The organism is Microvirga sp. P4_A5 (assembly GCF_056402495.1).
The window spans coordinates 1-25,327 of record NZ_JBFUHH010000064.1 but is presented as its reverse complement, the minus strand read 5'-3'; the positions used below and the strand labels follow the sequence as shown (position 1 = coordinate 25,327).

The following is a 25,327-nucleotide window of genomic DNA, read 5'->3' as shown; positions in this document are numbered from 1 at the left end:
GGCAAGGGCCGCGGCCTCGTCGGGCGGGAGAGCGGCGATCGCCGGCAGCGGCCGGGTGGGCGGCGGCGACGCGGCAGCGGCGGGCACCAACGGCGAAGGCCGCTCCGCTGTCCGGGCGGGGGGCACTGCGGGGGTTGCGACCTCGGCGAAACGGTTATGCGGAGCCTCATCGAGCGCAAGATCGACACCCGCCTCGACATAAAAATCGAGGATCGCGTGAAGCGCTTCGTGGCCGAGGGGATGGTCCGTCATGGATCGTATGTAGGCCGGGCGCGCGGCGTGGACAACTCGGCATTAATTCGCCCATCAACCTTGCGTCCCGCCCGGTTTAGGTCAAATGGAACAGTTCAAAACTTTCCGATGCGGAAGCTTGAGGACGACGGCTAACTTGTTCATACGTAAACGGATCACGCTTCGAAACGCTGTTGCGTGCCAGGAGACACGATGATGGATCTGCCCGCCCGTGAGTCGATGGAATTCGACGTCGTCGTCGTCGGTGCCGGTCCAGCGGGCCTTGCCGCGGCCATCCGGCTGAAGCAGGACGCGGCCGCCAAGGGCGGCGAGATCTCCGTGGTGGTGGTCGAGAAGGGTTCCGAAGTCGGGGCTCACATCCTGTCGGGCGCGGTCATTGACCCAAGCGGCCTCGACGCGTTGCTGCCGGATTGGCGCAATGATGGCGACCGGCCGCTCAAGACGCCGGTGACCGAGGATCAGTTCCTCTATCTCGGCCCGGCGGGCGGCGTGCGGCTGCCCAACATGTTCATGCCCAAGCTCATGAACAATCACGGCAATTTCATCGGCTCGCTCGGCGATGTCACGCGCTATCTCGGCCGCAAGGCGGAGGAACTCGGTGTCGAGATCTATCCGGGATTTCCGGCAGCGGAACTCATCGAAGAGGATGGCAGGATCGTCGGTATCGCGACGGGCGACATGGGCATCGGTCGCCAGGGCGAGCCGAATGCGAGCTTCACACGTGGCATGGAGCTGCGCGCGAAATACACCCTCTTCGCCGAGGGCGCGCGCGGCAGCCTGACAAAGCAGCTCATCCGGCGCTTCGATCTCGCCGAAGGCCGGGACCACCAGAAATACGGCCTCGGCGTCAAGGAAATCTGGCAGGTCGATCCGGCCAAACACCAGCCCGGGCTCGTGCGCCATACCATGGGCTGGCCGCTCTCGAACGATGTCGGCGGCGGTTCCTGGCTCTATCATTTCGACGACAACCTGGTGTCGGTCGGTTTCGTCGTTCACCTGAACTACAGCAACCCGACGCTCTCGCCTTTCGAGGAGTTGCAGCGGTTCAAGACCCATCCGATGATCCGGGACGTCTTCGACGGCGCAAAGCGCATCGGCTACGGCGGCCGCGCCATCGTCGAAGGCGGCTGGCAATCGGTGCCGAAAGTGGCCTTCCCGGGGGGGTGCCTCGTGGGCGATTCGGCCGGGTTCGTGAACGTGCCGCGCATCAAGGGCAGCCACAACGCGATCCTGTCCGGCATTCTGTGCGCCGATCACGTGTTCGCCGCCATCGAGGCCGGGCGTCAGCATGACGAGGTCGTGGATTACGAGAATTCCTGGCGCTCCTCGGCCATCGGCAAGGATCTGCGCCGGGTGCGGAACGTCAAACCCCTCTGGTCGCGTTTCGGCACCGCCATCGGCGTGGCCCTCGGTGGCCTCGACATGTGGATGAACGAGCTTCTCGGCTGGTCGTTCTTCGGTACGATGAAACACGGCAAGGGCGATTTCGAAACGCTGAAGCCCATCGCCGAGGTTGCGCCGATCAAATATCCGCGGCCCGACGGAATCCTGACCTTCGATCGCCTCTCATCGGTCTTCCTGTCGAACACCAACCATGAGGAAGACCAGCCGGTCCACCTCAAGGTGCGCGATATGAGCCTGCAAAAGGCCTCGGAGCACGATGTCTACGGCGGACCCTCGCAATATTACTGCCCGGCCGCCGTTTATGAGTGGGTGGAGGAGGCGAGCGAGCCGAAGTTCGTCATCAACGCGCAGAACTGCGTCCACTGCAAGACGTGCGACATCAAGGACCCGAACCAGAATATCGACTGGACCACGCCAGAAGGGGGCGGCGGTCCCAACTACGTCAATATGTGAGAAAGTGGCTGTGTTGCGCCCCATCGGGCTTCGGGCCGGGGACGCTTCCATCACGAGAGCTTGACCGCGAGGGTGCTGCCCCTTGCCCCCTTGGCCGGGAGACGCCATTCTCCGGCCTGATTTGGCGCACATCCCCCTCCTGCAGGATGCTGCGATCAGTGGAGCCGCTTTTAGTGCGAACCTTTATTATGCCTTTGGCCCGCAAAGGCCTGTCCATTCTTGCGCTCTCGATCGCCGGTTTCATGGCATTGCCCGCACAGGCCGCCAGCACGGATCCGTCGGAAACGATCAGGCCGGCGGCGAGCCTCGAGGGGAATTTCCTCGCCGCCTACATCGCCGGCGCCGCCCGCGACACGGCCGCCGCGACCATCTTCTTCCGCGAAGCGATTCAGGAGGACCCGCGCAATCAGGAACTGCTGGAGCGCGGCTTCGTGGCGTTCCTCGGCAACGGCTCGATGAACGAGGCCTACCGGGCCGCCGAGCGGCTGGCGTTGCGCGACCCCTCCAACAATCTGGCTCAATTCGCGCTCGCGGTGCGCGACATCAAGGAGCGCCGCTACGGCGATGCCCGCGCCAAGATCACCGGCGGCAAGCGCAACCCCCGGATGGATCTCACCGCGACGCTTCTGACCGCCTGGTCCTATGCGGGATCGAAGGACGGCAAGCGCGCGCTGGCAACCGTCGACCGGCTGAAAGGCGAGCGGGCCTTCAACCAGTTCCGGGAATATCACGCCGCGCTGATCTCCGACGTGCTGGGCAATTCGGCCGAGGCGGAGAAACGCTTCAAGGCGGCCTATGAGGGCGAGCGCAACACGCTGCAGGTGGTCGATGCCTATGCGCGCTTTCTCGCCAAGCGGGGACGGCGGGACGAAGCGCTGGCGCTCTACAAGAGCTTCGACGATGCGCTGCCGCGCCACCCCATTGTGCGCGCCGCCATGGAAAGCCTGAAGAGCGGCAAGCCTCTGAAGTCCAGCGTGACATCGGCTCAGGACGGCGCGGCCGAACTTCTCTACGGCCTCGGCGTCGTCGGCAACACGCAAGGCGACGAACTCACCGCCATCATCTATCTGCGCCTCGGACTCGATCTCAATTCCGATCATGCCCTCGCGCTCGTGACCCTCGGCGATGTGTATGAACGGCTGAAGCAATATGACCGAGCCAACGACGTCTTTGCGCGCGTGCCGAAGGATTCGCCGCTTCGCGCCAGCGCCGACATCACCATGGGCCAGAATCTCGAGATGCTCGGACGCAGCGCCGAAGCGGAGAGCCATCTCACGCGCCTCATGAAGGAGCGTCCCGACGACGTGGAGGTCGTGATCGCGCTCGGCAACGTGCAGCGTTCGCGCAAGCAATTCGCGGAGGCGGCCGAGACCTACAACAAGGCCATCGAGCTGATCGGAACGCCGGATCGCGGCCACTGGATCCTCTTCTTCTATCGCGGGACATCCTATGAGCGCGCGAAGCAATGGGCGAAGGGCGAGGCGGATCTCAAAAAGGCGATGGAGCTGGTGCCCGACACCCTGCCGCAGGGCAAGGCGCAGGTGCTGAATTATCTGGCGTATTCGTGGGTCGACCAGAACATCAACATCGACGACGCATTCAAGATGCTGACCCGGGCGGTCGAACTCGCGCCGCGCGACGGCATGATCATCGATTCGCTGGGCTGGGCCTATTACCGCATGGGACGCTATGACGAAGCCGTGCGGGAGCTTGAAAAGGCCGTCGAACTGAAGGCGGGCGACCCGGTGATCAACGACCATCTGGGCGACGCTTATTGGAAGGTCGGGCGCAAGCTCGAAGCCAAGTTCCAGTGGAACCACGCCAAGGATTCGAACCCCGAGCATGAGGACCTCTTGAAGATCCTCAACAAGATAGACAACGGGCTCGACGATGCGAAGCCCGCGGTCGAAGGCGAGAAGCCGGCAGCGCCGCCGACCTGAGGGAACTTCAGCGGTTGGCGCTTCCCATTCGAAGCGGCGTGAGGCATGGAAACGCTCATGCCTCGCCCGCTCGCCACGCGCGCTCCCGCCAAGATCAACCTGTCGCTGCACGTCCTCGGACGGCGCCCCGACGGCTATCATATCCTCGACAGCCTCGTGGCCTTCGCCGGAACCGGCGACGACCTCTCGCTCCGTCCCGGTCCGTCGCTTGCTCTATCCGTCGAAGGCCCCAGCGCCGCGCTGGCGGGCGAGGGCGCCGACAACCTGGTGATCAAGGCCGCGCGCCTGCTGGCCGAACGCATCCCCGGATTGAGGACGGGTGCCTTTCGCCTGGTGAAGCGCCTGCCGGTCGCGGCGGGCATCGGCGGTGGGTCATCGGATGCGGCGGCGGCTTTGCGGCTTCTGGCGCGCCTCAACGATCTGCCTCTCTCGCATCCCGCGATCCTCGACGCCGCGCGCCATACAGGCGCCGACGTGCCGGTCTGCCTCGAGGCCCGGGCTCGCACGATGGGTGGGATCGGCGAGGTCCTCGGCCCGGTGCTTCGCCTGCCGCGTCTCTTCGGGGTGCTCGTCAATCCCGGCGTTCCGGTCGCGACCCCGGACGTGTTTGGCGCCCTCGGCCTGCGGCGGGGCGACGCTTGCGCGCCAGCCCGGGAAGGCGAGTGGCCGCTCTCGACCACCGGGGACCTTCTCGCGGCGCTGCGACAAGCCCGCAACGATCTCGAACCCGCGGCATGCCGGCTGCAGCCGATCGTGCGCGACGCCATCCAATTCCTCGCGGCAACGCAAGGCTGCCGTCTTGCCCGCATGTCCGGCTCCGGCGCCACGGTGTTCGGGCTGTTCGACAACGGCGATGCGGCGACGGCCGCTGCGAAAAGCGTCGGGGCGGCTTTCCCCGCGTGGTGGGTCAAGTCCACAATCCTGCGCTGAGCCCGCTTTCGCGATGCCGCCGAATCCGCGTATGAGAATGGCGCTGCTTGAAAAACGGACTGCAATCGCCGGGTCTGAAATTGCCATGTATGAGCTCTTCATCGCCAACAAGAACTATTCGTCCTGGTCGCTTCGCCCATGGGTGCTGATGCGCGAACTCGGGATTCCCTTCAAGGAGCACGGCGTGCTCTTTACCCAAGGCTCGAGCTACGATGCTTTCCGCAGGTTCTCGCCGACCGGGCAGGTGCCGTGTCTGGTGGATGGCGACATCACCGTATGGGAATCGCTCGGCATCGCCGAATATCTGGCGGAACGCCATCCGGGGATCTGGCCGCAGGATCACGCCGCGCGCGCCTTCGCGCGCTGCGCCGCCGCCGAGATGCATGCGGGGTTCTCAACCTTGCGTTCGCGCTGCCCGATGAATTGCGGAATCCGTGTCCGCCTCGACGAAACGCCGGCGGCGCTGACGCGGGACATCGCGCGGCTCGAGGAACTCTGGAACGAAGGGCTCGCCCGGTTCGGTGGGCCCTTCCTCGCAGGCGCGACATTCACCGCCGTCGATGCGTTCTTCGCGCCCGTCGCGTTCCGTGTGCAGACCTACAATCTCGCCGTCGATGAGATCTCGGCCGCCTATGTGGCGCGCCTGCTGGCGCTGCCATCCATGCGCGCGTGGGAAGCGGCGGCGCTGGCCGACACGACGCGGGAGCCCGGCCACGAAGCCGACACGCTCGGGAAGGGAACTTTGCTGGAGGATCGCCGGGCGGTCGCTTGAGCTCAATGGGCTCGCGCGATGCAGAAATCGACCGTGTCTTCGAGCAGCCGATGCCGGGCGCACGATGGCGGTCTCGGCGTCAAAAGGGATTCTGCCGCAGCAGCCGGGTTGGTGGGCAATGGCCACGAAACTGCATCAATGACGGGCAGGGGGGGTCTGATGCGGCCTCGTCATTCGGACAGTGAGGCCGTTTGACACAATTATGGAAATTAATAGCGATGTTATAACTTAATACACGCTCGACAGCTGGATTCGGCGTTATCGGCATTGCGAACGGAAGGGCCATGGCATGAGTATTCCCGGCCAGATTTTTGAGTGGGAAGGCATTACACAGCCTTCTTATTGGGGCGGACAAGCGATCACCGACACTGGCCACAAGGCCATGGATCAGATTGCGGCGACCGGCGCCAGCACCCTCACACTCGTGCCCAATTTCTTCCAAACGAATAAATTCAGCAATTCGGTGGCATTGAACCTCGGCGATCCGGATAATCCCTGGGACAACGAGAGCGACACCTTTGCCCAGGTTAGGCAATCCATTCTCGATGCCAAAGCGCGCGGGCTCAACGTTGTGCTCAAGCCTCATCTCGAAACCGACAATCGTGTTTGGCGCGCCGAGATCGATCCTACCGACCCCAAGGCATGGTTCGACAGCTACAAGGCGATGATGGTCGAATACGCCAAGGTGGCGCAGGAGGCAGGCGCGGCGATGATCTGCGTCGGCACCGAGATGGACAGCATGATCAATCCGACCAAGGTCTGCAGCGACGGCAAGACCTACACCCGGAAATGGGCGGAAATCATCGCGGCCGTGCGCGCCGTCTATTCAGGAAAAGTCACTTATGCGGCCACCTATGGGACGGTGAAGGACGTCGGCTTCTGGGACAAGGTCGATTACATCGGCGTCGACGCCTATATCCCGTCCTCAACGGTCAATGATCCGACTGTCGATCAGATCGTGGATGCCTGGGTCAAGCCGCACTTCAACTCCTGGATCCGAGACACTTTGCATGGAGGCAAATCCGTCGTCGACTACTACAAGGCGCTGTCGGAGCAATACGGCAAGAAGGTGATCTTCACCGAGGTCGGCTACAAGAGTATGGACGGCGCCAACAAGGACCCAGGCGTGTTCGGCGGCGCCGGTACCGTCGACCTCTAGGAGCAGGTCGACTGCTATACCGCTCTCTACAAGGTGATGGAGAACTATGGCGGCCAATGGCTCGCCGGGTCGTTCCTCTGGAGCTACTACTCCTTCGAAAATCCCATGGAGGAACGAGGCGTGGCGTGGACGGACTACACCACGCAGTGGAAGCCCGCGAACGGCACCGTCACCACCCATTATTCCAGCCCGGCCCACGAGACGGGCCTTGTCTGGAACGGCACGGCCGCCGCCGACAAGCTCGATGGCGGCTACCACAACGATACGCTCGAGGGCGCCGGCGGGAGCGACATTCTCTGGGGCGGCGCCGGACACGACCGGCTCAACGGAGGTACGGAGAACGATGTTCTGACCGGCGGGTTCGGCAACGACGTTCTCGATGGCGGGGCAGGCGATCAGGACAGGGCTATCTTCAGCGGCAAGCGCACGGATTACAGCGTCACCAAAAACAAGGACGGCTCGTTCACGGTCCTGGACAGCCGGGCCGGCGGGGACGGGCACGACACGGTATCGGGGATCGAAGCGTTCCAATTCGCGGACGGAACCCTGCTGCCTGGGAGTGTTCTCGACTCCGGATCGCAAGACCAAGTTCTGATCGGCACCAGGAAGGCCGACAGGCTTGTCGGGGGCGTGGGGAACGACAAGATCTATGGCAAGCTGGGCAAGGACGTGCTGACCGGCGGCGCGGGTATGGATATTTTCGTGTTCGATACCAAGCCGAACAAAAAGACGAATCTGGACAAGATCACCGACTTCAACGTGGTGGACGACACTCTCTGGATCGACAACGCGTTGTTCAAGAAGCTTGGCAAGGGTACGGCTTCCAAGCCCGTGAAGCTGAACAAGAAGTTCTTCAGCCTTGATAAAGCCAAGGATGGAAACGACTACCTCAGCTTCAGCAAGAAGACGGGCGTGCTTTCCCTCGACATCGACGGCTCAGGCTCCACCAAGGCCGTCGAGATCGCCATCCTCAAGAGGGGCCTTAAGCTCACCCACAACGACATTTGGGTCGTCTGATGGAGGGGGCGCTGCTTCAATGCGCTCGCGCGATGCAGAAATCGACCGTGTCAAGAAGCGCCTGCTTCATCGGCCCGTCGGGAAACAGCGCCAAGGCATCGCGGGCCATGGCGCCGTAATGGCGGGCGCGTTCGACCGTGTCTTCGAGCGCCCTGTGGCGGCGCATGATGGCGATCGCCCGGTCGAAATCGGATTCCTCGACTTCGCCCCGCTCCAGCACGCGCTTCCAGAAGACCCGCTCTTCGGCTGAGCCGCGCCGGAAAGACAGCACCACCGGAAGCGTGATCTTGCCCTCGCGCAGGTCGTCGCCGACATTCTTGCCGAGCGCCGCGGCGGTGCCGCCGTAATCGAGCGCGTCATCGACCAGCTGGAACGCGATTCCGAGATTCATGCCGTAGGAGCGGCAGGCGGCCTGCTCGGCCTTGGGCCGGTCGGCGATGACGGGCCCGACCTCGCAGGCGGCGGCGAAGAGTTCCGCGGTCTTGCCCCGGATCACCGCCAGATACTCGTCCTCGGTGGTCTCCGTGTTCTTGGCGGCCGCGAGCTGCATCACCTCGCCCTCGGCGATGACGGTGGCGGCGGCGGAGAGAATGTCGAGAGCCCGCAGCGATCCCACTTCCACCATCATGCGGAAGGCCTGGCCGAGCAGGAAGTCGCCCACGAGGACGCTCGCCTCGTTGCCCCATTTGATGCGGGCCGCGATCTTGCCCCGGCGCATGTCGCTCTCATCCACCACGTCGTCGTGGAGCAGGGTGGCGGTGTGCATGAACTCCACGCTGGCGGCGAGCTTCACGTGCCCGTCGCCCGCGTAGCCCGACAGGCCGGCGGTCGCCAGGGTCAGCATGGGGCGCAGCCGTTTCCCGCCGGACGAGATCAGGTGGTTGGCCACCTCCGGGATCATGGTCACGTCGGAGCCGGTGCGCGACAGGATCATGGTATTGACCCGCTGCATGTCGGCCGCCACCAGCGAAACGAGCTTTTCGATGCTCGGATTTCTGTCCGGATGCTTATCTTCGAATGGTACGACGACGCCCACGCCTGATAACCCAGGTTGCCGGCGCGAGACGCCGGTAGGAATATGAAGGTACCGTGGCATGGTGATTCTCATGCCGCAACGCGAAAGCTTGCCGCAAGGGAGACCGAAGCCCGATGATCGAAATCGTCCGCACGAGCGATCTCGTTCTGCTCGGCTTCCTACAATCCTTGTTGGAGAACGCCAATATCCCGTTTTTCGTCGCCGACCTGCATATGAGCGCGCTGGAGGGCATGATCGGCGCGTTCCCGCGTCGCATCCTCGTGCCGGAGGATCACGTGGCGCAGGCGCGCCGCCTCATCGCCGAGGCTGGCCTCGAGGCCGAATTGCGGTCATGACGGACACGACCGACGACTCGCTGCTCGGCGGCCGGGTGAGGCTGCGCCAGCCGGCGCGAGGCCACCGGGCGGGAACGGACGCCGTCCTGCTGGCGGCCGCCGCCGGTGCCAAGCCCGGCGACATGGTGATGGATATCGGGGCTTCGACCGGGGCCGTCGGGCTGATGGTGGCAAGCCGCGTTCCCGAGGCCCGTCTCGTCTTCGTCGAGCGGGACCCGGCTCTCGCCGACCTGTGCCGATACAATTGCGAAAACAACGGCTTGCAGGCGCGGGTGGCGGTCGCGGACATCCTCGACAAGGCCTCCCGCTCTCGGGCCGACCTCGCGCCTGAGAGCGCCAACCTCGTTCTCACCAACCCGCCGTTTCTGGAGGAAGGTCAGGCCCGGCTTTCGCCGGATTTCCGCCGGGCCGCCGCCCATGCCCTTCCGGCAGGGGGGCTCGAGGCCTGGCTTTCCGCCTGCATCGGACTCCTCAGACCGAAGGGCCGTCTGGTGCTGATCCACCGGGCGGACYGCCTTCCGGATTGTCTCTCAGCCGTGGCGGGAAGGCTCGGCGGCCTCGAAATCCGGATGGTGCACCCGAATGCCGGTGAAGCCGCCATCCGCTTTCTGCTCACGGGTACGAAAGCCAGCCGCGCCCCGCTCACGGTCGCGCCGCCGGTCATTCTCAACGGCACCGAGGGACGCTTTACGCCGCAAGCCGAGGCGCTGCACCGGGGGGAGGCGTACCTCCCATGAAAAAACGGGCGCTCGTGGCGCCCGTTTTCCAGTGGTGCGAGGCGGTTCAGCGACAGACGCGAACCGGCTGCTGGATCCAGCGCCAGCCGTTCCAGGCGCGCTCCATGCGGACGAAGCAACGCGGGGCGGCGAAGACCGGACGGTAATATCCGCGCGGGCCGTAGCCGTCGCGCCAGCCGCCCCGATACGCGCCCGAATGATAGCCGCGATAACCCCCACCGTATTCGCCGCGCGGGCCATGGCGATAGCCCCGGTCGCCGCGGAATTCAACCGACACCGGACTGTCGCGGTAAGCCGGGTAATAGGGCTGCGCCTGCGCGGGCTGCACCGTGGCGGCCCCGAGGCCGATCGCCGCAAAGCCAAGGATGCCAAGAAGGAATTTACGCATCATCAATCTCCTCACTCCGGGCAGCGGTCAGAGTGCAATAGTGTTTCGACGTGCCCTGTTCTAGCGATCAATGTTTAAGCGACCGTAACTGAATGAAATCCCGATGTTCCGTTGCGGAATGTTCATCTGGCGGTTTCGACTGGCGGATTCGGCCCGGTGCATTACATCAGGGCCATGTCCGCAAAACCTCTCTTCGCCTATTTTCCCGAGCGCCTGCACTTCCTGATACCGAGCCGTTTCCGCGCCAGGCACCCGATTGTCCCCGTGGTGCGCCTCAGCGGCGCCATCGGGGCGGTGATGCCTTTGCGAGCCGGCCTTGCCATGTCCAGCGTGGCGCCCATGCTGGAACGCGCGTTTGCGGTGCCCGATGCACCGGCCATCGCGCTGGTGATCAATTCGCCCGGCGGTTCCGCGGCCCAGTCGCACCTCATCTTCCGGCGCATCCGCGCGCTGGCGGAGGAGAAGCAACGGACGGTTTTCGCCTTCGTGGAGGATGCGGCGGCGTCGGGCGGCTACATGATCGCCTGCGCGGCAGACGAAATTTTCGCCGATCCCGCCTCCATCGTCGGGTCGATCGGCGTGGTCTCGGCCGGCTTCGGCTTCGATCGCCTGATCGAGCGTTTCGGCATCGAGCGCCGGGTCCACACCGCCGGCGACAACAAGGCGATGCTCGACCCGTTCCAGCCGGAAGATCCCAAGGACGTGGAGCGGCTGAAGGCGCTTCAGCGCAGCATCCATGAGGTTTTCGAAGCCCTGGTTCGCTCCCGTCGCGGGGCGAAATTGCAGGCGGATAACAGCGACCTCTTTTCCGGCGCGTTCTGGGTCGGTCAGGAGGCCATCAATCTCGGCCTGATCGACGGGCTGGGCGACATCCGCTCGGTCATGCGCGAGCGGTTCGGCGACAAGGTGCAGCTGCGCCTGATCGAGCCCGCCCGGCCGCCGCTCCTTGGGCGCCTGCTGGGTCGCCGCTCGGCCGGCCAATCGAGCCTTCTCGACCCCGCGGAGGTTCTGGGCGCGGTGGAAGAGCGCCTCTCCTGGTCGCGGCTCGGTCTGTGAGCCCGAAACTTGACTCGCGCCGCCCCTCATCCCAAGGGTGCGGCTGACCTTTTCAACCTCGTTTTTCGGTTTTCAGCATGACCAGCGAACCCGCGCATATGAACCCTGCGCGCTCCTTTCAGGGGCTGATTCTCACGCTCCAGCGCTTTTGGGCCGAGCAGGGCTGCGTCATTCTCCAGCCCTACGACATGGAAATGGGAGCAGGCACCTTCCACCCGGCCACCACCCTGCGCGCGCTCGGTCCCAAGCCCTGGCGCGCCGCCTATGCCCAGCCGTCGCGCCGGCCCAAGGACGGGCGCTATGGCGAGAACCCCAACCGCCTCCAGCATTATTACCAGTTCCAGGTCATCCTGAAGCCGAACCCGCCCGACATCCAGGACCTCTATGTGCGGTCGCTCGAAGCCATCGGCATCGACACCGCGCTTCACGACATCCGCTTCGTCGAGGACGATTGGGAGAGCCCGACGCTCGGCGCCTGGGGCCTCGGCTGGGAATGCTGGTGCGACGGCATGGAAGTGTCGCAATTCACCTATTTCCAGCAGGTCGCGGGTTTCGAATGCTCGCCGGTGGCAGGCGAACTCACCTACGGGCTCGAGCGCCTCGCAATGTACCTGCAGGGCGTGGAATCGATCTACGACCTCAATTTCAACGGCCTCGAGGGCGACCGGAAGGTCACCTATGGCGACATCTTCAAACAGGCCGAGCAGGAATTCTCCCGGCACAATTTCGAATATGCCGACACGGAGATGCTGTTCCGCCATTTCCGCGATGCCGAGGCCGCGTGCCGGAAATATCTCGCGGACGGGGAGCCCAAAGCCGGGTCGAACGACAACCGCCACCTCATGGCGCTACCCGCCTACGACCAGGCCATCAAGGCGAGCCACGTCTTCAACCTGCTCGATGCCCGCGGCGTGATTTCGGTGACCGAACGGCAGAGCTACATTTTGCGCGTGCGAGAGCTGGCGAAGGCCTGCGGCGCGGCGTGGCTGAAGACCGAGGGCGGGGGCGTGGCGGCTTAGTGGCGCGACCGGGCCGTCCCGAACCCTCCCCTTGAAGGGGAGGGTCGGCGCTGTAGGCGCCGGGAGCTTGACGCAACTCTATTCCCCCCCTTGTGGGGAGGGTTAGGGTGGGGGTGTCGGCACCAACCTTTATCGCCGAAGCTTATGCCTCGCTCACGCAAGCCGCACACGTCTCTGTCTCGCGTTTTGCGCAAGCGAATGACCGAAGCGGAAAAATGTCTGTGGTGGCACCTTGAACGCGTGCCCCTCGCCAACACGCATTTCAGGAAACAGGCCCCAATCGGACCGTATGTGGCGGACTTCGTTTGCCACCAAGCAGGGCTGATCGTCGAGGTCGACCGGTCGCAGCATAGTCTGGAACACGGCGCGCGATCGGACGCGGCACGAACAGCTTGGCTGAGCTCGCAGGGTTATCGCGTTCTGCGTTTCTGGAACCACGAAGTTCTATCGCAGATCGATGTCGTACTCGACACAATCCACGCGGCTCTTTACACCCCGTGCAACGAGAGCGCTTCCCTTCAGGGTTTTGGCGCTGACACCCCCACCCCCGACCCCTCCCCACAAGGGGGAGTGGAGTAACAGGTCCAGCGTTTCCATGCCCGATCTCCTCCTCGAACTCTTCTCCGAAGAAATCCCGGCCCGGATGCAGCGTCGCGCCGCCGAGGACCTGCGGAAGCTGGTGACGGATGCGCTGGTCGAGCGCGGCTTTGTCTACGAGGGCGCGAAGGCTTATGCGACGCCGCGCCGATTGGCCCTCCACATCGTCGGCCTGCCGGTGAAGGGTCAGGATGTCCGGGAGGAGCGCAAAGGTCCGCGCGTGGGCGCGCCGGAGGCCGCCGTTCAGGGCTTTCTCAAGAGCGCGGGGCTATCGTCGCTCGACGAGGCGACAATCGTCACCGATCCGAAAAAGGGCGAGTTCTACGTGGCGCTGATCGAGCGTCCGGGTCGGGCGACGCAGGATGTGCTCGCCGAAATTTTGCCCGGCATCATCCGCAACTTCCCCTGGCCGAAATCCATGCGCTCCGGTGCGGCGTCCGTGGAGCCCGGCGCGCTGCGCTGGGTGCGGCCGCTGAAATCGATCGTCTGCACCTTCGGGCCCGAAACCGAAGAGCCGGAGATCGTGCATTTCGCCATCGACGACATCGTGGCGGGCGATCTCACGCAAGGGCACCGCTTCATGGCGCCGGGCGTCATCAAGGTGCGGCGTTTCGACGATTACGCGCCGGCGCTGGAGCGTGCCCGCGTGGTGCTCGATGCCGACCGCCGCAAGGACATGATCCTTCACGACGCCAAGGACCTCGCCTTCGCGCAGGGGCTCGAACTCGTCGAGGACGAGGGCCTGCTCGAAGAGGTCGCGGGGCTGGTGGAATGGCCTGTGGTGCTGATGGGCTCCTTCGACGAGAGCTTTCTGGAAATTCCGCCCGAGGTCATCCGCACCACGATCCGCGCCAACCAGAAATGCTTCGTGCTGCGCCATCCGCAATCGGGTCATGAGGGAACGCGTCTGTCCAACAAGTTCCTGCTCACCTCCAACCTCGTCGCCAGCGACGGCGGCGCGACCATTGTGGGCGGCAACGAGCGTGTGGTGCGGGCGCGGCTCTCCGACGCCAAGTTCTTCTGGGAGACAGACCAGAAGGTGCGGCTGGAGGATCGGCTCGAGAAGCTGAAATCCATCGTGTTTCACGAAAAGCTCGGCACGCAATATGAACGTGTGGAGCGCATCGCGGCGCTCGCCCGCGAACTCGCGCCCATCGTTCACGCCGACCCGGACTTGGCCGAGCGCGCGGCGCGACTGGCGAAGGCCGATCTCGTCACCGAGATGGTCGGCGAGTTTCCCGAATTGCAGGGCCTGATGGGCCGCTATTACGCGACGCTGCAGCGCGAGCACGCGAGCGTGGCGGCGGCCGCCGAAGAACATTACAAGCCGCTCGGGCCATCGGACCGCGTGCCGACTGACCCGGTCTCGGTGGCGGTGGCGCTCGCCGACAAGATCGACACGCTGGTGGGCTTCTGGGCCATCGACGAGAGGCCGACGGGATCGAAGGATCCGTATGCGCTGAGGCGGGCGGCTTTGGGAGTCGTACGCCTCATCCTTGAGAACGACGTTAGGTTGAATCTCACAGGCGCGTTCAAGCGCCATAGCGAAAAATTTGCGGGCACGGACAGTGCAAACGCAGCATTCGAGTTGCTTGAGTTTTTTGGCGATCGACTGACAGTCTATCTGCGGGATCGCGGATCGCGACACGATCTGATCTCTTCAGTATTTTCAGCCGGTCAGCCAGCCGCTGAGGCCAATCATCGCGACCTCCTCATGATCGTCCGCCGCGTCGAAGCCCTCGGCCGCTTCCTCGACACCGAGGATGGCGCGAACTTGCTTGCCGGGTATCGCCGCGCGGCGAATATTCTCCGCATCGAGGAAAAGAAGGACGGTCAGGCTTACATTGAGGCGCCCGATCACGCGCTCATCCGCCAGCACGGGCAGGCGGAAGAAAAGGTCCTGTCCGAGGTGCTCGAGACGGCAGCGCGCCATTCTCGCGAACACGTGATGCGGGAGGATTTCGAGGGCGCGATGCGCGCTTTGTCCGAGCTTCGGCCCGCCGTCGACGCGTTTTTTGACAAGGTGACGGTCAATGCGGAGGATCAGGCTCTGCGCAGCAACCGCTTGCTGCTCTTGAACGCCATCCGCGAGACGATGCACAATGTCGCAGACTTCTCGCGCATCGCGGGATAGTGCGACATTCCGGCAGGCTGTTGCGCGGGAGTCACAGCCATGAGGGCCGCTTCGCGTTAGGCAGGCGGCAACCCCGTTACTGTTGGATTAACAAATGATTGTCCGCCGCATTCTCGTCATCGGCCTCCTGGGGGCGTCGCTCGCCGCCTGTCAGACCGCTCAGAACTCGCCGCAATCGTTCGCGGCGGCCGATTCGGACGCCAATTGGTATATCGGCGCGGTCGAGGACAAGCCGTTCAACATCCCGCTCGTGGATCGCCGCCGGATGGCGCCGCAATACGCCCGTCAGGTCGTGACCTACACGGGTATGGAAAAGCCGGGCTCCATCGTGGTCGATATCGACGACAAGCACCTCTACCTCGTCCAGCCCGACCAGAAGGCGATCCGCTACGGCGTCGGCGTCGGCAAGCAGGGCTTTTCGTGGAAGGGCGTGGCCTCCGTCGGCCGCAAGGGCGTGTGGCCCGCCTGGTCGCCCACCAGGACCATGGTGCGCATCAAGCCCGAACTCCCGACCCACCGCGAAGCCGGCCTCGACAATCCGCTCGGCGCGCGCGCCCTCTATCTCTACCAGAACGGCGGCGACACGCTGTTCCGCATCCACGGCACCAACGAGCCGTGGAGCATCGGCGAGCAGGTCTCGTCCGGCTGTGTCCGCATGCTGAACGAGGACGTGGCCGATCTCTATGACCGCGTGCCGGTCGGCACGACCGTGTATGTGAAGCGCAACGGGCGCTACCGCGTCTGACGTCCGCGATCTCTCAACAGCGAAAAGGCCGGGCGAGATGCCCGGCTTTTTCGTCTGTCCCGGCCCGTACAGCGACGCAAGTGCGCCTCGTCACATGATGAAGAAGTCGAGCGCGCTCATCTTGAGTTTTTTCGACAGGGTCGCGATCTGCACTGCGGCGATTTTGCCGGTGCCGTCGCTGTCGTAGAACAGCGCGCCGGTCTTCTTATTGTAGATCACCCGGTCGTTGGCATCGTGAGCCTTCTCCCCCGCCCAGAACGCGCTCTTTGCCAGCACGCCTTTCTTGGCGATCTTGCTGAAGGCTTTCTTCGACAGATGGATCGTGTCGTCGGCGACCGAGAAGTCGACGATCCGGTCGAGATTGGTCTTTTTGTTGGGCTTTGAATCGAACACGAAGATGTCGGCACCCGAACCGCCTGTGAGCACGTCTTTTCCGGTTCCGCCGGAAATCCTGTCGTTGCCGGCTTCGCCGCGCAGCACATCGTTTCCGGCAAGGCCCGCGATCGTGTCATCCGTGGCAGCGCCGGTGAGACGGTCCGCATTCCTGGTTCCGATCAGGTTGAGCGGAAGCGCCTGGGTGGGCGCTGCTGTGACGGGCGCTTTCACCGCGAGCGTCTGGTTTGCAAACTGCAGGAGCGCGATGTTCTTCACCACATCGATGCCTTCTCCGTTCGCCCTTTTGTCGGCCACGGTGGCGAAGCCGTCGGCCGTCACCACGACGGTGTAATCCGAGCTCGCGCCCGAGAACGATGCTGTGTTGGCGCCCGATCCCCCATCCAGCGTGTCGTTCCCCTGGCCGCCCTTGAGAAGGTCGTCGCCGGCTTCTCCGAACAACAGATCCGCACCGTCCCCGCCGAACAATTGATCCTCGCCATCGCCGCCGCGCAGATCGTCGGTGTCGGCGCCGCCTTCGAGCGTGTCGTTGCCCGCAAGACCGGAGAGAAGGTCCGCGCCGCCGTTGCCGATGAGCAGGTTGGCAACCGCGCTGCCGGTGAGCAAGTCGCCGACTGAACTGCCACTGAGGTTTTCGATGCTGGTGAGGATATCGATCCCGTAGCCGGTATCCTGTACGGTCGAAACGCGCAAATCGACCACCGCGATGGCATTGCCGCTGAACGCAGCCGTGTCGCCGCCTTCGCCCCCGTCGAGTTGGTCGTTTCCGGTGCCGCCTATAAGCGTATCGTGGCCTTTGCCACCGACCAGGATATCCGCGCTCCCAAGGCCTGAGAGCTGGTTCTTTGCGTCGTTGCCAGCGAGCGTATCCGCGCCGCCGCTTCCTGTGACATTCTCAAAATTCAGTAGAACGTCGTTGCCCCAACCGGTGTCCTGCGCGCCCGAAATTGCGAGGTCGACCGTGACTGGGAGATCGGTGTTTCCGTAATCCTCGTACGTCAGGGTGTCGATACCGTCCCCGGCATCGACGAAATCGTCGCCCACCCAATCCGAGATTTTGTCGTTGCCGACGCCGCCGAAGGCGGTGTCGTTGCCCGCTCCAAGAATCGCCGTCCCGACGATGACACCCATTCTGTTGTCGAGATAGTCGTCGCCGCTGTTCAGATTGACTCCCCCGGCGATGGATCCGCGATTCAGGACCCTTTCGTTGTTATCGCTGCCGCGAATTCCCAACGCTTGACCCCTGATCGTTCCAGTGTTGGTGATGACGTTGGAGCCGCTGGACACATAAATGGCGCTGCCAACCGCGTCGATCAGCCCGGAATTCGTGATTGTGCCGCTGGCTCCCGTGAGGAAAATTCCGTTCTCGCTGGCGAGGATGGTCCCAAAATTGGAAATGGTGTTGCCGGCCCCCTGGATTCCCATCCCCCGAACGGCTGTGATCTCACCTGTATTCACGACACTCGTCGGCCCAAACGAGGCGCCAGAAATCCCGATCCATCCCGATGAAATGTTGCCGTGATTGACGATGCTGCTTCCACCACGATTCATATAGATGCCGATTCTCTCGGCAATAATCTGGCCCTCGGAATGGACCACCACATTATAAGCGGTTGTCCGAGTCTGGGTTAGATCGAAAACGCCATATTGCGCGATCACGGTACCGAATACGGTAATGGCTCCGCCCGCGCCACTGGAGGCATCGACACCGTATGGCGATTGCACCGGTGGCACATCGACTTGCGCGTTGATGATGCAGTCAGAGAAATTCGAATTGAGAACGACTGAAATCTGTCGATCCACGTCGATGGAAATCGGAGAAGCCATAACGGTCCTAGATGATATAATATATCAATTCATAGAACTTCCGGGCCGCGCCCGCAACGATACCTCTGGTTGCAAAACATTGGCTCACTCGCGCTTCAGGGAAGCGGAACCTTGGCCGTTCAGGTTGCGTTTTGGCCGCATATGCTCCAAGTCACCACCTGCGTGGCCGCAGGGTCATGTCTAGCCAGAGGGTCGATCGATGACGCAATGGGTGTATGCCTTCGGAGATGGGAAGGCTGAGGGCGATGCGAGTTTGAAAAACCTGCTCGGGGGCAAGGGCGCCAACCTCGCCGAGATGTCCAATCTGGGGCTGCCGGTTCCCCCCGGCTTTACGATCACCACCGAGGTCTGCACCTATTATTACGACCACGGCCAGTCCTATCCGCCCGAACTGAAGGCGCAGGTGGATGAGGCGCTCGCCCATGTCGGCCGGCTCACGGGCCGCACCTTCGGCGATGCCGAAAATCCCCTGCTGGTCTCCGTCCGCTCGGGCGCGCGCGCGTCGATGCCGGGCATGATGGACACCGTGCTCAATCTCGGTCTCAACGACACGACCGTGGAGGCTCTGGCCAAGGGCGCGGGCGATGCGCGGTTCGCCTATGACAGCTACCGCCGCTTCATCACCATGTATTCGAACGTGGTGCTCGATATCGAGCACCATCATTTCGAGGAAGCGCTGGAGACCTATAAGGATCGCCGCGGCTATACCCTCGACACCGACATGACGGCGGAGGATTGGAAAGCCCTGGTCCCCCGCTACAAGACCATCGTGGAGACGCATCTCGGCAAGCCGTTCCCGCAGGACCCGCAGGAGCAATTGTGGGGTGCTGTCGGCGCCGTGTTCGGCTCGTGGATGAACAGCCGCGCGATCAAGTATCGCGAGCTTCACGCCATCCCCGCGAGCTGGGGAACGGCGGTGAACGTGCAGGCGATGGTGTTCGGCAATATGGGCGAGACATCGGCGACCGGCGTCGCCTTCACGCGCAATCCGTCGACGGGCGAGAGCGAGCTTTATGGCGAGTTCCTCATCAACGCGCAGGGCGAGGACGTGGTGGCGGGCATCCGCACGCCGCAGGACATCACCGAGCGTGCGCGCATTGCGTCGAGCTCCGACAAGCCCTCGATGGAACGGGCCATGCCGCAAGCCTATGCGGAGCTGGTGCGCATCTACGGCATTCTGGAGAAGCACTACCGTGACATGCAGGACATGGAATTCACGGTCGAGACCGGCAAGCTGTGGATGCTGCAGACCCGCAACGGCAAGCGCACCGCCAAGGCGGCCTTGCGCATCGCCGTGGAACTGGCAAGCGAGGGCCTGATCACCGAGGAAGAGGCGGTCATGCGTGTCGAGCCTTCGGCGCTCGATCAGCTCCTGCATCCGATGATCGATCCAAAAGCCGATCGCAAGATCGTGGCGTCCGGTCTGCCGGCTTCGCCCGGCGCCGCGTGCGGCGAGATCGTGTTCAATTCGGACGACGCGGAGGCCGCCAAGAAGGCGGGCCGCAAGGTCATTCTCGTGCGCGTCGAGACATCGCCCGAGGACATTCACGGGATGCATGCGGCGGAAGGCATCCTGACCACGCGCGGAGGCATGACATCTCACGCGGCGGTCGTGGCGCGTGGCATGGGCAAGCCCTGCGTTTCCGGCGCCGGCTCGATCCGTGTCGATTACGCGGCGCAGACTTTGACGGTCGCGGGCGAGACGCTGAAGAAGGGCGACGTCATCACGGTGGACGGCGGCGCGGGGCAGGTTCTGCTCGGCCGGGTGAAGATGCTCGAACCCGAATTGTCGGGCGAGTTCGCGACGCTCATGGGCTGGGCCGACAAGGTGCGGCGCATGAAGGTTCGCGCCAACGCCGAAACGCCGCTCGATGCCGAGACGGCACGCAATTTCGGCGCCGAGGGCATCGGCCTGTGCCGCACCGAACATATGTTCTTCGAGGGCGATCGCATAGTCGCGGTGCGTGAAATGATCCTGTCCGATGACGAAAAGGGTCGGCGCGCGGCGCTCGCAAAATTGTTGCCGATGCAGCGCAAGGATTTCGCCGAGCTGTTCAAGATCATGCACGGTCTGCCGGTCACGATCCGCCTGCTCGATCCGCCGCTTCACGAGTTCCTTCCGCATTCGGACGCCGAGATGGCCGAGGTGGCGAAGGCCATGAATGCGCCGGTCGAAAAGCTGAAGCGCCGGGCCGCGGAACTGCACGAGGTCAACCCGATGCTCGGTTTCCGCGGGGTGCGTCTGGCGATCGCCTATCCGGAAATCGCCGAGATGCAGGCGCGGGCGATCTTCGAGGCAGCGGTGGAGGCGGGCCGCGCGAGCGGCGAGCCGGTGGTGCCGGAAATCATGGTACCGCTGGTCATGACGAAAGCGGAACTCGACCTCGTCAAGGCGCGCATCGACGCCATGGGGGAGGCGGTCGCAAAGGAAACCGGCGTGACGGTCGCCTACCAGGTCGGCACGATGATCGAGCTGCCGCGCGCGGCCCTGCGCGCCGGCGACATCGCCCAATCGGCCGAGTTCTTTTCGTTCGGCACGAACGATCTGACGCAGACGGCGCTCGGCATCTCGCGCGACGATGCGGCGTCGTTCCTGGGCTCCTACACGCAGAAGGGGATCCTCGATGCCGATCCCTTCGTCACCATCGATCAGGAAGGCGTGGGTGAGCTGATCCGGATCGCGGCCGAACGCGGCAGGCAGACGAGGGCGGCGATCAAGCTCGGCATCTGCGGCGAGCATGGCGGGGATCCCGCATCGATCCATTTTTGCAGCGAGATCGGGCTCGATTACGTGTCGTGCTCGCCCTATCGCGTTCCCATCGCGCGTCTCGCGGCGGCGCAGGCCGCACTCGGCAAGAAAGCAGCCAGTCAGGCTTAGCCCCCGGAGACGTCTCGATGCTGCACAAAGGGTCCTGCCACTGCGGCAAGGTGGCGTTCGAGGTGGAGAGCGATCTCGAACAGGTGATGGCGTGTAATTGTTCGCATTGCAGTCGCAAGGGCTACCTCCTGAACTTCGTGCCTCGCGGCGCCTTGACGGTGCTGCGCGGCGAGGAGGACCTCACGACCTACAGGTTCAACACCCACACCATTTCCCACCGGTTCTGCTCCACGTGCGGTTGCGCACCTTTCGCAGAGGGTAAGAAACCGACCGGCGAGGCCACGGCCGCGATCAATGTCCGGTGCCTTGAAACCGTTGATCTCGCCGGTTTGGAACCTGTTCCGGTGGACGGCCGCAGCTTCTGAAATGCCGATAGCGGACCCGCCAGAGGGCCAGTTCGATATTGAAACGTAACGTTACTTTGTATATGTTATGCCGTCCTAGGTGATGGACGGGGCGAAGGTCACCGGTCCCGCCGGGCGTCGTCCGGGCCGGATTGCGCCCCGAAAGATCGGACATGCTGGAGCGTCTGAGCGTCACGAACGACAATCTCGTCGAGGCCGGTTGCGCCATTCCCCCTGCGGGAACGGCGCCGGGTCTCACGGGCCCGGACGCGCTGGCGCTGCTTCGGCAATTGCCGGGCTTTCTCTGCGTCGTCGAGGGAGGCGAGGGCGTGGTCACCTTTGCCAACGAGGCCCTCCGGCGCCTGACGGGCCGCGACCTTGCCGGGCGGGCCTTCGGCGAGACGCTCACGGACGCGTGGACGGGCCTGCGGGACCGCCTCCGTGAGACCCTCGCAGACCCGCGACGATCCGAAGTTCGGGTGACGCTGCCGCCGCCCTCCGCGACCGTGATCGATTTCGTCGTGCAACCGATCCTCGCGGATGACGGCCGCCTGTCCTCCGCCGTCGTCCTGCAGGGACAGGATGTGACGGCGCAGGTGCGGCACGAGGCGAGCCTGCATGAAGTCTACGAGCGGGCGGAGAGCATTCTCGATGTGCTGGGCGACGGCTTCGTCGCGTTCGACAACGATTTTCGCGTGGTCAAAATCAACGCCGCGGCGCTGAAATATGACGGCCGCGACGAAAGCGAGATTCTCGGCAAGACCCATTGGGAAGCCTGGCCCACTTCCAAAGGCTCGTTTCTCGAAGGCGCGTATCGCCGTTGCCGGGACGAGCAGGAGCAGATCTCCATCGAGCGCCGCTATCTCGGATTCGGAATGGACCGTTGGCTGGAATTGCGGCTCTGCCCGGTGCCGGGGGGCATCGTGAGCTTCTATCGGGACGTGACCGACCGCAAGGTTTCGGAATCGGCCCTTCGGGCGAGCGAGGAGCGTTTTCGCGCCCTCGTCGAAGCCGTCCCGCACCTCGTGTGGGAGGCCGGCCCCGACGGGCGGATCGAATGGTTCAACGGACGTTTTGCCGATTATACCGGGCTCACGATCGACGAACTCCAGAACGGCGTCTGGCGTCAGGTCCTCCACCCGGACGATTATGATTCCATCCTGAACGCATGGCACGCGGCTCAGCGCAACGGCGCCATCTTCGAAGGCGAGTTTCGGTTGCGCCGGAAGGTGGACCACACCTATCGATGGTTTCTCGCCAAAGGCGTGCCGGTTCGCGATGCCGAGGGCGAGGTCGTGCGGTGGATCGGCACAAACACCGAAATCCACGACGCCAAGGCGGCGGCGAGCGACCTGGAGCAACGCAATTTCAGGCTCGAAGAACGCGTCGCGGAAAGCAGCCGCGACCGGGAGCGCATGTGGCAATTGTCCACCGACCTCATGCTGGTGACGAGTGTCGACGGCGATGTGCTCGCAGCGAACCCGGCCTGGAAACTCGTGCTCGACTGGTCGGAGGCGGAGCTGCAGGGAACGTCGTTCATTGAGCTCATTCACCCCGACGAGCGGGGAGGCATCGCCGAGCGGATCGTCCGACGCTCGATCGGTGAGAGCGGCTGCCATGATCCGGTGCGGCTGCGCCACAAGAACGGGGATTATCGCTGGATTGCCTGGCGAGCCGTACCGGGCAACGATCTCATTCACGCGGTCGGTCGCGACATCACCGCCGAGCAGGTCGCAGCCGACGCGTTGCGGCAGACCGAGGAAGCGCTTCGCCAATCGCAAAAGATGGAAGCGGTCGGGCAATTGACCGGCGGCATCGCGCACGACTTCAACAACCTGCTGACCGGCGTGATCGGCAGCCTCGACCTGTTGGAAGCCCGCATCGCGCAAGGACGCGTGGGCGAGGCCAATCGCTACATCGATGCTGCCATGTCGTCGGCGCGTCGGGCCGCGTCGTTGACGCACCGGCTGCTGGCATTCTCGCGCCGGCAGCCGCTCGATCCACGTCCGGTGAACGCCAACGAACTCGTCGGCTCCATGGACGAATTGTTCCGCCGCACCGTCAGCGAGACCTTCCGGGTCTCGTTCGTATCGCGAGACGACATCTGGCTCACATCCTGCGATCCGAACCAGCTCGAAAGCGCGTTGCTCAACCTCGTGATCAACGCGCGCGACGCCATGAGCGACGGCGGCACCATCGTCATCCGGTCCGACAATGTCGTCATCGAGGAGGATCATGGTTCGACCGGGCGCGAATTCGCGGCCGGCGAATACGTGGCGATCTCCGTTCACGACACGGGTATGGGAATGCCGCAGGACATCAGCCAGCGTGCATTCGAGCCGTTCTTCACCACCAAGCCGATCGGGCAGGGTACCGGGCTCGGCCTGTCAATGGTGTATGGTTTCGTGCGGCAATCCGGCGGCCATGTGGCGATCGCCTCCGAGCCGGGGCGCGGCACGACGGTGACCGTCTACCTTCCGCGCTATCGCGGCGATACCGGCGACGCGCATCGGACGCTGGAATCCATCGAGACAGGGCATGCGCGCGCCGGCGAAACCGTGTTGGTGGTCGAGGACGAGCCCGTCGTGCGACGGCTCGTCATCGACATGCTGGAGGAGCGCGGTTATCGCCTGCTCGAAGCCGAGGACGGCCCCTCGGCCCTGGCGATCCTGCAATCCGACCAAACCGTCGACCTGCTTCTCACCGATGTGGGCCTGCCCGGTTTGAACGGACGTCAGCTCGCCGATGCGGCCCGGGTGCTGCGGCCCGAGATCAACATCCTGTTCATGACCGGGTATGTCGACAACAAGATCTTGGAGAACGGATTTCTCGGCCCCCGCATGGAGGTCATCGCGAAACCGTTCGCGGGCGACGCGCTGGCGGCGAAAGTCGAACACATGATTCACGGTTGAGCGCATGACGACGGCCGGATCGCCGGCCGTCGCCCAGTCTGCACATTCACTCAGATTGCGAGGGTCGCCGAGCGGCGCATGCCGATCACCTGCAGCTCCGCATACATCAGCACGATCGCCGCCTGGGCCATGACGAAAACAGTGCCGGCCATCGTTGGCGCAACCCAGCCGGTGACGAGAAGAACCACGCTGTCGATCGCCCAAAGCGCGTTCACCAGCACCACGGCCCAAACGGTCATCCGGCGAAGGCGCGGCCGCAGGCTGAGACAGGCCACGCAAGCCGAAAAGGGGAGCAGGAGCGTGCCGGCGCTCCGAAGCAGCGCTTCGGGCAACCCGAGCATTCCTGCGAGCGGATGCGCTGCGAGCAGCATCAGAAAACCGCACAACGCGCTGGTGACCGCATCGGCGAGAAGCGCCTGACGGAGGAAAGGCGAGGGGGAAAGCCACATGATCGTTCTCCATTGTGTCGGGCCGCCAGGACGTTGGCCTTGGCCTGATGATGAAAGAGCGCCGTAGCCCGGTCGATTACCTGCGGGGTCATGGAATGGCGCAGAACTCTGCGCTATCGTCGGCCGCATGATGAGCACCACATCCACCATCGGCGACCACATCCGCGACTGGCGCCAGCGCCGGCGCATGAGCCAGATGGATCTGGCGCTCGAGGCCGACATCTCGACGCGGCATCTCAGCTTTCTCGAGACCGGACGATCGCAGCCGAGCCGGGAAATGGTGCTTCTTCTCGCAGAACAGCTTTCGATTCCGTTGCGGGAGCAGAACGTGCTGCTGGTCGCGGCGGGCTTCGCGCCGGTCTATTCGCAACGCGCCCTCGACGATCCCGCGCTCGCGGCGGCGCGCGACGCGGTCGATCTCGTGCTGAAGGGGCATGAGCCCTATCCGGCCCTCGCAATCGATCGCCATTGGAACCTCGTTGCCGCCAACGCCGCGCTGATGCCGCTCGTCGGCGATGTCGATCACGCGCTTCTCAAGCCGCCCGTGAAC

At 64.0% G+C, this 25,327-nt stretch carries 21 protein-coding genes and 1 pseudogene; 17 read left to right on the top strand and 5 right to left on the bottom strand.

The genetic code is table 11. The features are described from left to right. A pseudogene (locus AC1DVM_RS15850) lies at nt 1-252 on the bottom strand (uracil-DNA glycosylase); the annotation flags it as partial. A 195-nt stretch (nt 253-447) separates the two neighbouring features. Here AC1DVM_RS15850 and AC1DVM_RS15845 point away from each other — a divergent pair. From AC1DVM_RS15845 to AC1DVM_RS15820, 6 genes are all read left to right on the top strand, one after another. Next, complete coding sequence (locus AC1DVM_RS15845) at nt 448-2,109, top strand: electron transfer flavoprotein-ubiquinone oxidoreductase (protein WP_477255804.1); 1,662 nt, start codon at nt 448-450, stop codon at nt 2,107-2,109. Nucleotides 2,110-2,282: 173 nt separating this feature from the next. Then, nucleotides 2,283-4,049: a tetratricopeptide repeat protein gene (locus tag AC1DVM_RS15840; protein ID WP_477255798.1), complete on the top strand. Its 1,767-nt coding sequence runs from the start codon at nt 2,283-2,285 to the stop codon at nt 4,047-4,049. A 57-nt stretch (nt 4,050-4,106) separates the two neighbouring features. Then, nucleotides 4,107-4,979, top strand: coding sequence for a 4-(cytidine 5'-diphospho)-2-C-methyl-D-erythritol kinase (locus AC1DVM_RS15835; protein ID WP_477255796.1), 873 nt, complete (start codon nt 4,107-4,109; stop codon nt 4,977-4,979). A gap of 85 nt (nt 4,980-5,064) precedes the next feature. Beyond that, nucleotides 5,065-5,751 (top strand): glutathione S-transferase family protein, encoded by a 687-nt coding sequence (locus AC1DVM_RS15830; protein ID WP_477255794.1) that lies wholly within the window; start codon nt 5,065-5,067, stop codon nt 5,749-5,751. A gap of 289 nt (nt 5,752-6,040) precedes the next feature. Beyond that, nucleotides 6,041-6,910, top strand: coding sequence for a glycoside hydrolase family 113 (locus AC1DVM_RS15825; protein ID WP_477255792.1), 870 nt, complete (start codon nt 6,041-6,043; stop codon nt 6,908-6,910). A 36-nt stretch (nt 6,911-6,946) separates the two neighbouring features. Beyond that, on the top strand, nt 6,947-7,927 hold the full coding sequence (locus AC1DVM_RS15820; protein WP_477255790.1) for a calcium-binding protein: 981 nt from the start codon (nt 6,947-6,949) through the stop codon (nt 7,925-7,927). 16 nt (nt 7,928-7,943) lie between these two features. On the opposite strand, the gene AC1DVM_RS15815 is transcribed toward AC1DVM_RS15820, so the two are convergent. Continuing rightward, nucleotides 7,944-8,963 (bottom strand): polyprenyl synthetase family protein, encoded by a 1,020-nt coding sequence (locus AC1DVM_RS15815; RefSeq protein ID WP_477255802.1) that lies wholly within the window; start codon nt 8,961-8,963, stop codon nt 7,944-7,946. Nucleotides 8,964-9,076: 113 nt separating this feature from the next. Between AC1DVM_RS15815 and AC1DVM_RS15810 the strand changes: the two genes are divergently transcribed. Then, nucleotides 9,077-9,298, top strand: a complete 222-nt coding sequence (locus tag AC1DVM_RS15810; protein ID WP_477255788.1) for a putative signal transducing protein — start codon at nt 9,077-9,079, stop codon at nt 9,296-9,298. Further along, complete coding sequence (locus tag AC1DVM_RS15805; RefSeq protein ID WP_477255786.1) at nt 9,295-10,035, top strand: tRNA1(Val) (adenine(37)-N6)-methyltransferase; 741 nt, start codon at nt 9,295-9,297, stop codon at nt 10,033-10,035. The genes AC1DVM_RS15810 and AC1DVM_RS15805 overlap by 4 nt, the downstream gene beginning before the upstream one ends. Nucleotides 10,036-10,081: 46 nt before the next feature. Here AC1DVM_RS15805 and AC1DVM_RS15800 read toward each other — a convergent pair whose 3' ends face one another. Continuing rightward, complete coding sequence (locus AC1DVM_RS15800; RefSeq protein WP_477255784.1) at nt 10,082-10,423, bottom strand: hypothetical protein; 342 nt, start codon at nt 10,421-10,423, stop codon at nt 10,082-10,084. Nucleotides 10,424-10,597: 174 nt separating this feature from the next. On the opposite strand from AC1DVM_RS15800, the gene AC1DVM_RS15795 reads away from it, so the two are divergent. From AC1DVM_RS15795 to AC1DVM_RS15775, 5 genes are all read left to right on the top strand, one after another. After that, the gene (locus AC1DVM_RS15795; protein ID WP_477255800.1) at nt 10,598-11,479 is read left to right on the top strand and encodes a S49 family peptidase; all 882 of its coding nucleotides are present in this window, start codon (nt 10,598-10,600) and stop codon (nt 11,477-11,479) included. 77 nt (nt 11,480-11,556) lie between these two features. Then, entirely contained in the window at nt 11,557-12,498 is a 942-nt protein-coding gene (locus tag AC1DVM_RS15790) for a glycine--tRNA ligase subunit alpha (RefSeq protein ID WP_477255782.1), read from the top strand. Nucleotides 12,499-12,642: 144 nt separating this feature from the next. Further along, a complete protein-coding gene (locus AC1DVM_RS15785) occupies nt 12,643-13,077 on the top strand; it encodes an endonuclease domain-containing protein (RefSeq protein ID WP_477255780.1) in 435 nt (144 codons plus the stop codon). Nucleotides 13,078-13,093: 16 nt separating this feature from the next. Next, entirely contained in the window at nt 13,094-15,229 is a 2,136-nt protein-coding gene (gene glyS / locus AC1DVM_RS15780) for a glycine--tRNA ligase subunit beta (RefSeq protein WP_477255778.1), read from the top strand. A gap of 94 nt (nt 15,230-15,323) precedes the next feature. Continuing rightward, nucleotides 15,324-15,974, top strand: coding sequence for a L,D-transpeptidase (locus tag AC1DVM_RS15775; protein WP_477255776.1), 651 nt, complete (start codon nt 15,324-15,326; stop codon nt 15,972-15,974). Nucleotides 15,975-16,064: 90 nt separating this feature from the next. On the opposite strand, the gene AC1DVM_RS15770 is transcribed toward AC1DVM_RS15775, so the two are convergent. After that, nucleotides 16,065-18,194, bottom strand: coding sequence for a hypothetical protein (locus AC1DVM_RS15770; protein WP_477255774.1), 2,130 nt, complete (start codon nt 18,192-18,194; stop codon nt 16,065-16,067). A gap of 199 nt (nt 18,195-18,393) precedes the next feature. Here AC1DVM_RS15770 and ppdK point away from each other — a divergent pair, with 199 nt between their 5' ends. From ppdK to AC1DVM_RS15755, 3 genes are all read left to right on the top strand, one after another. Next, nucleotides 18,394-21,072, top strand: a complete 2,679-nt coding sequence (gene ppdK / locus AC1DVM_RS15765; RefSeq protein WP_477255773.1) for a pyruvate, phosphate dikinase — start codon at nt 18,394-18,396, stop codon at nt 21,070-21,072. 17 nt (nt 21,073-21,089) lie between these two features. Further along, entirely contained in the window at nt 21,090-21,437 is a 348-nt protein-coding gene (locus tag AC1DVM_RS15760; RefSeq protein ID WP_477255771.1) for a GFA family protein, read from the top strand. Nucleotides 21,438-21,589: 152 nt separating this feature from the next. Then, entirely contained in the window at nt 21,590-24,328 is a 2,739-nt protein-coding gene (locus AC1DVM_RS15755) for a PAS domain-containing protein (RefSeq protein WP_477255769.1), read from the top strand. Nucleotides 24,329-24,378: 50 nt separating this feature from the next. Here AC1DVM_RS15755 and AC1DVM_RS15750 read toward each other — a convergent pair whose 3' ends face one another. Continuing rightward, the gene (locus tag AC1DVM_RS15750) at nt 24,379-24,777 is read right to left on the bottom strand and encodes a hypothetical protein (protein WP_477255767.1); all 399 of its coding nucleotides are present in this window, start codon (nt 24,775-24,777) and stop codon (nt 24,379-24,381) included. A 127-nt stretch (nt 24,778-24,904) separates the two neighbouring features. Here AC1DVM_RS15750 and AC1DVM_RS15745 point away from each other — a divergent pair. Then, the coding region (locus AC1DVM_RS15745) for a helix-turn-helix domain-containing protein (RefSeq protein ID WP_477255765.1) at nt 24,905-25,327 on the top strand (423 nt) is incomplete at its 3' end.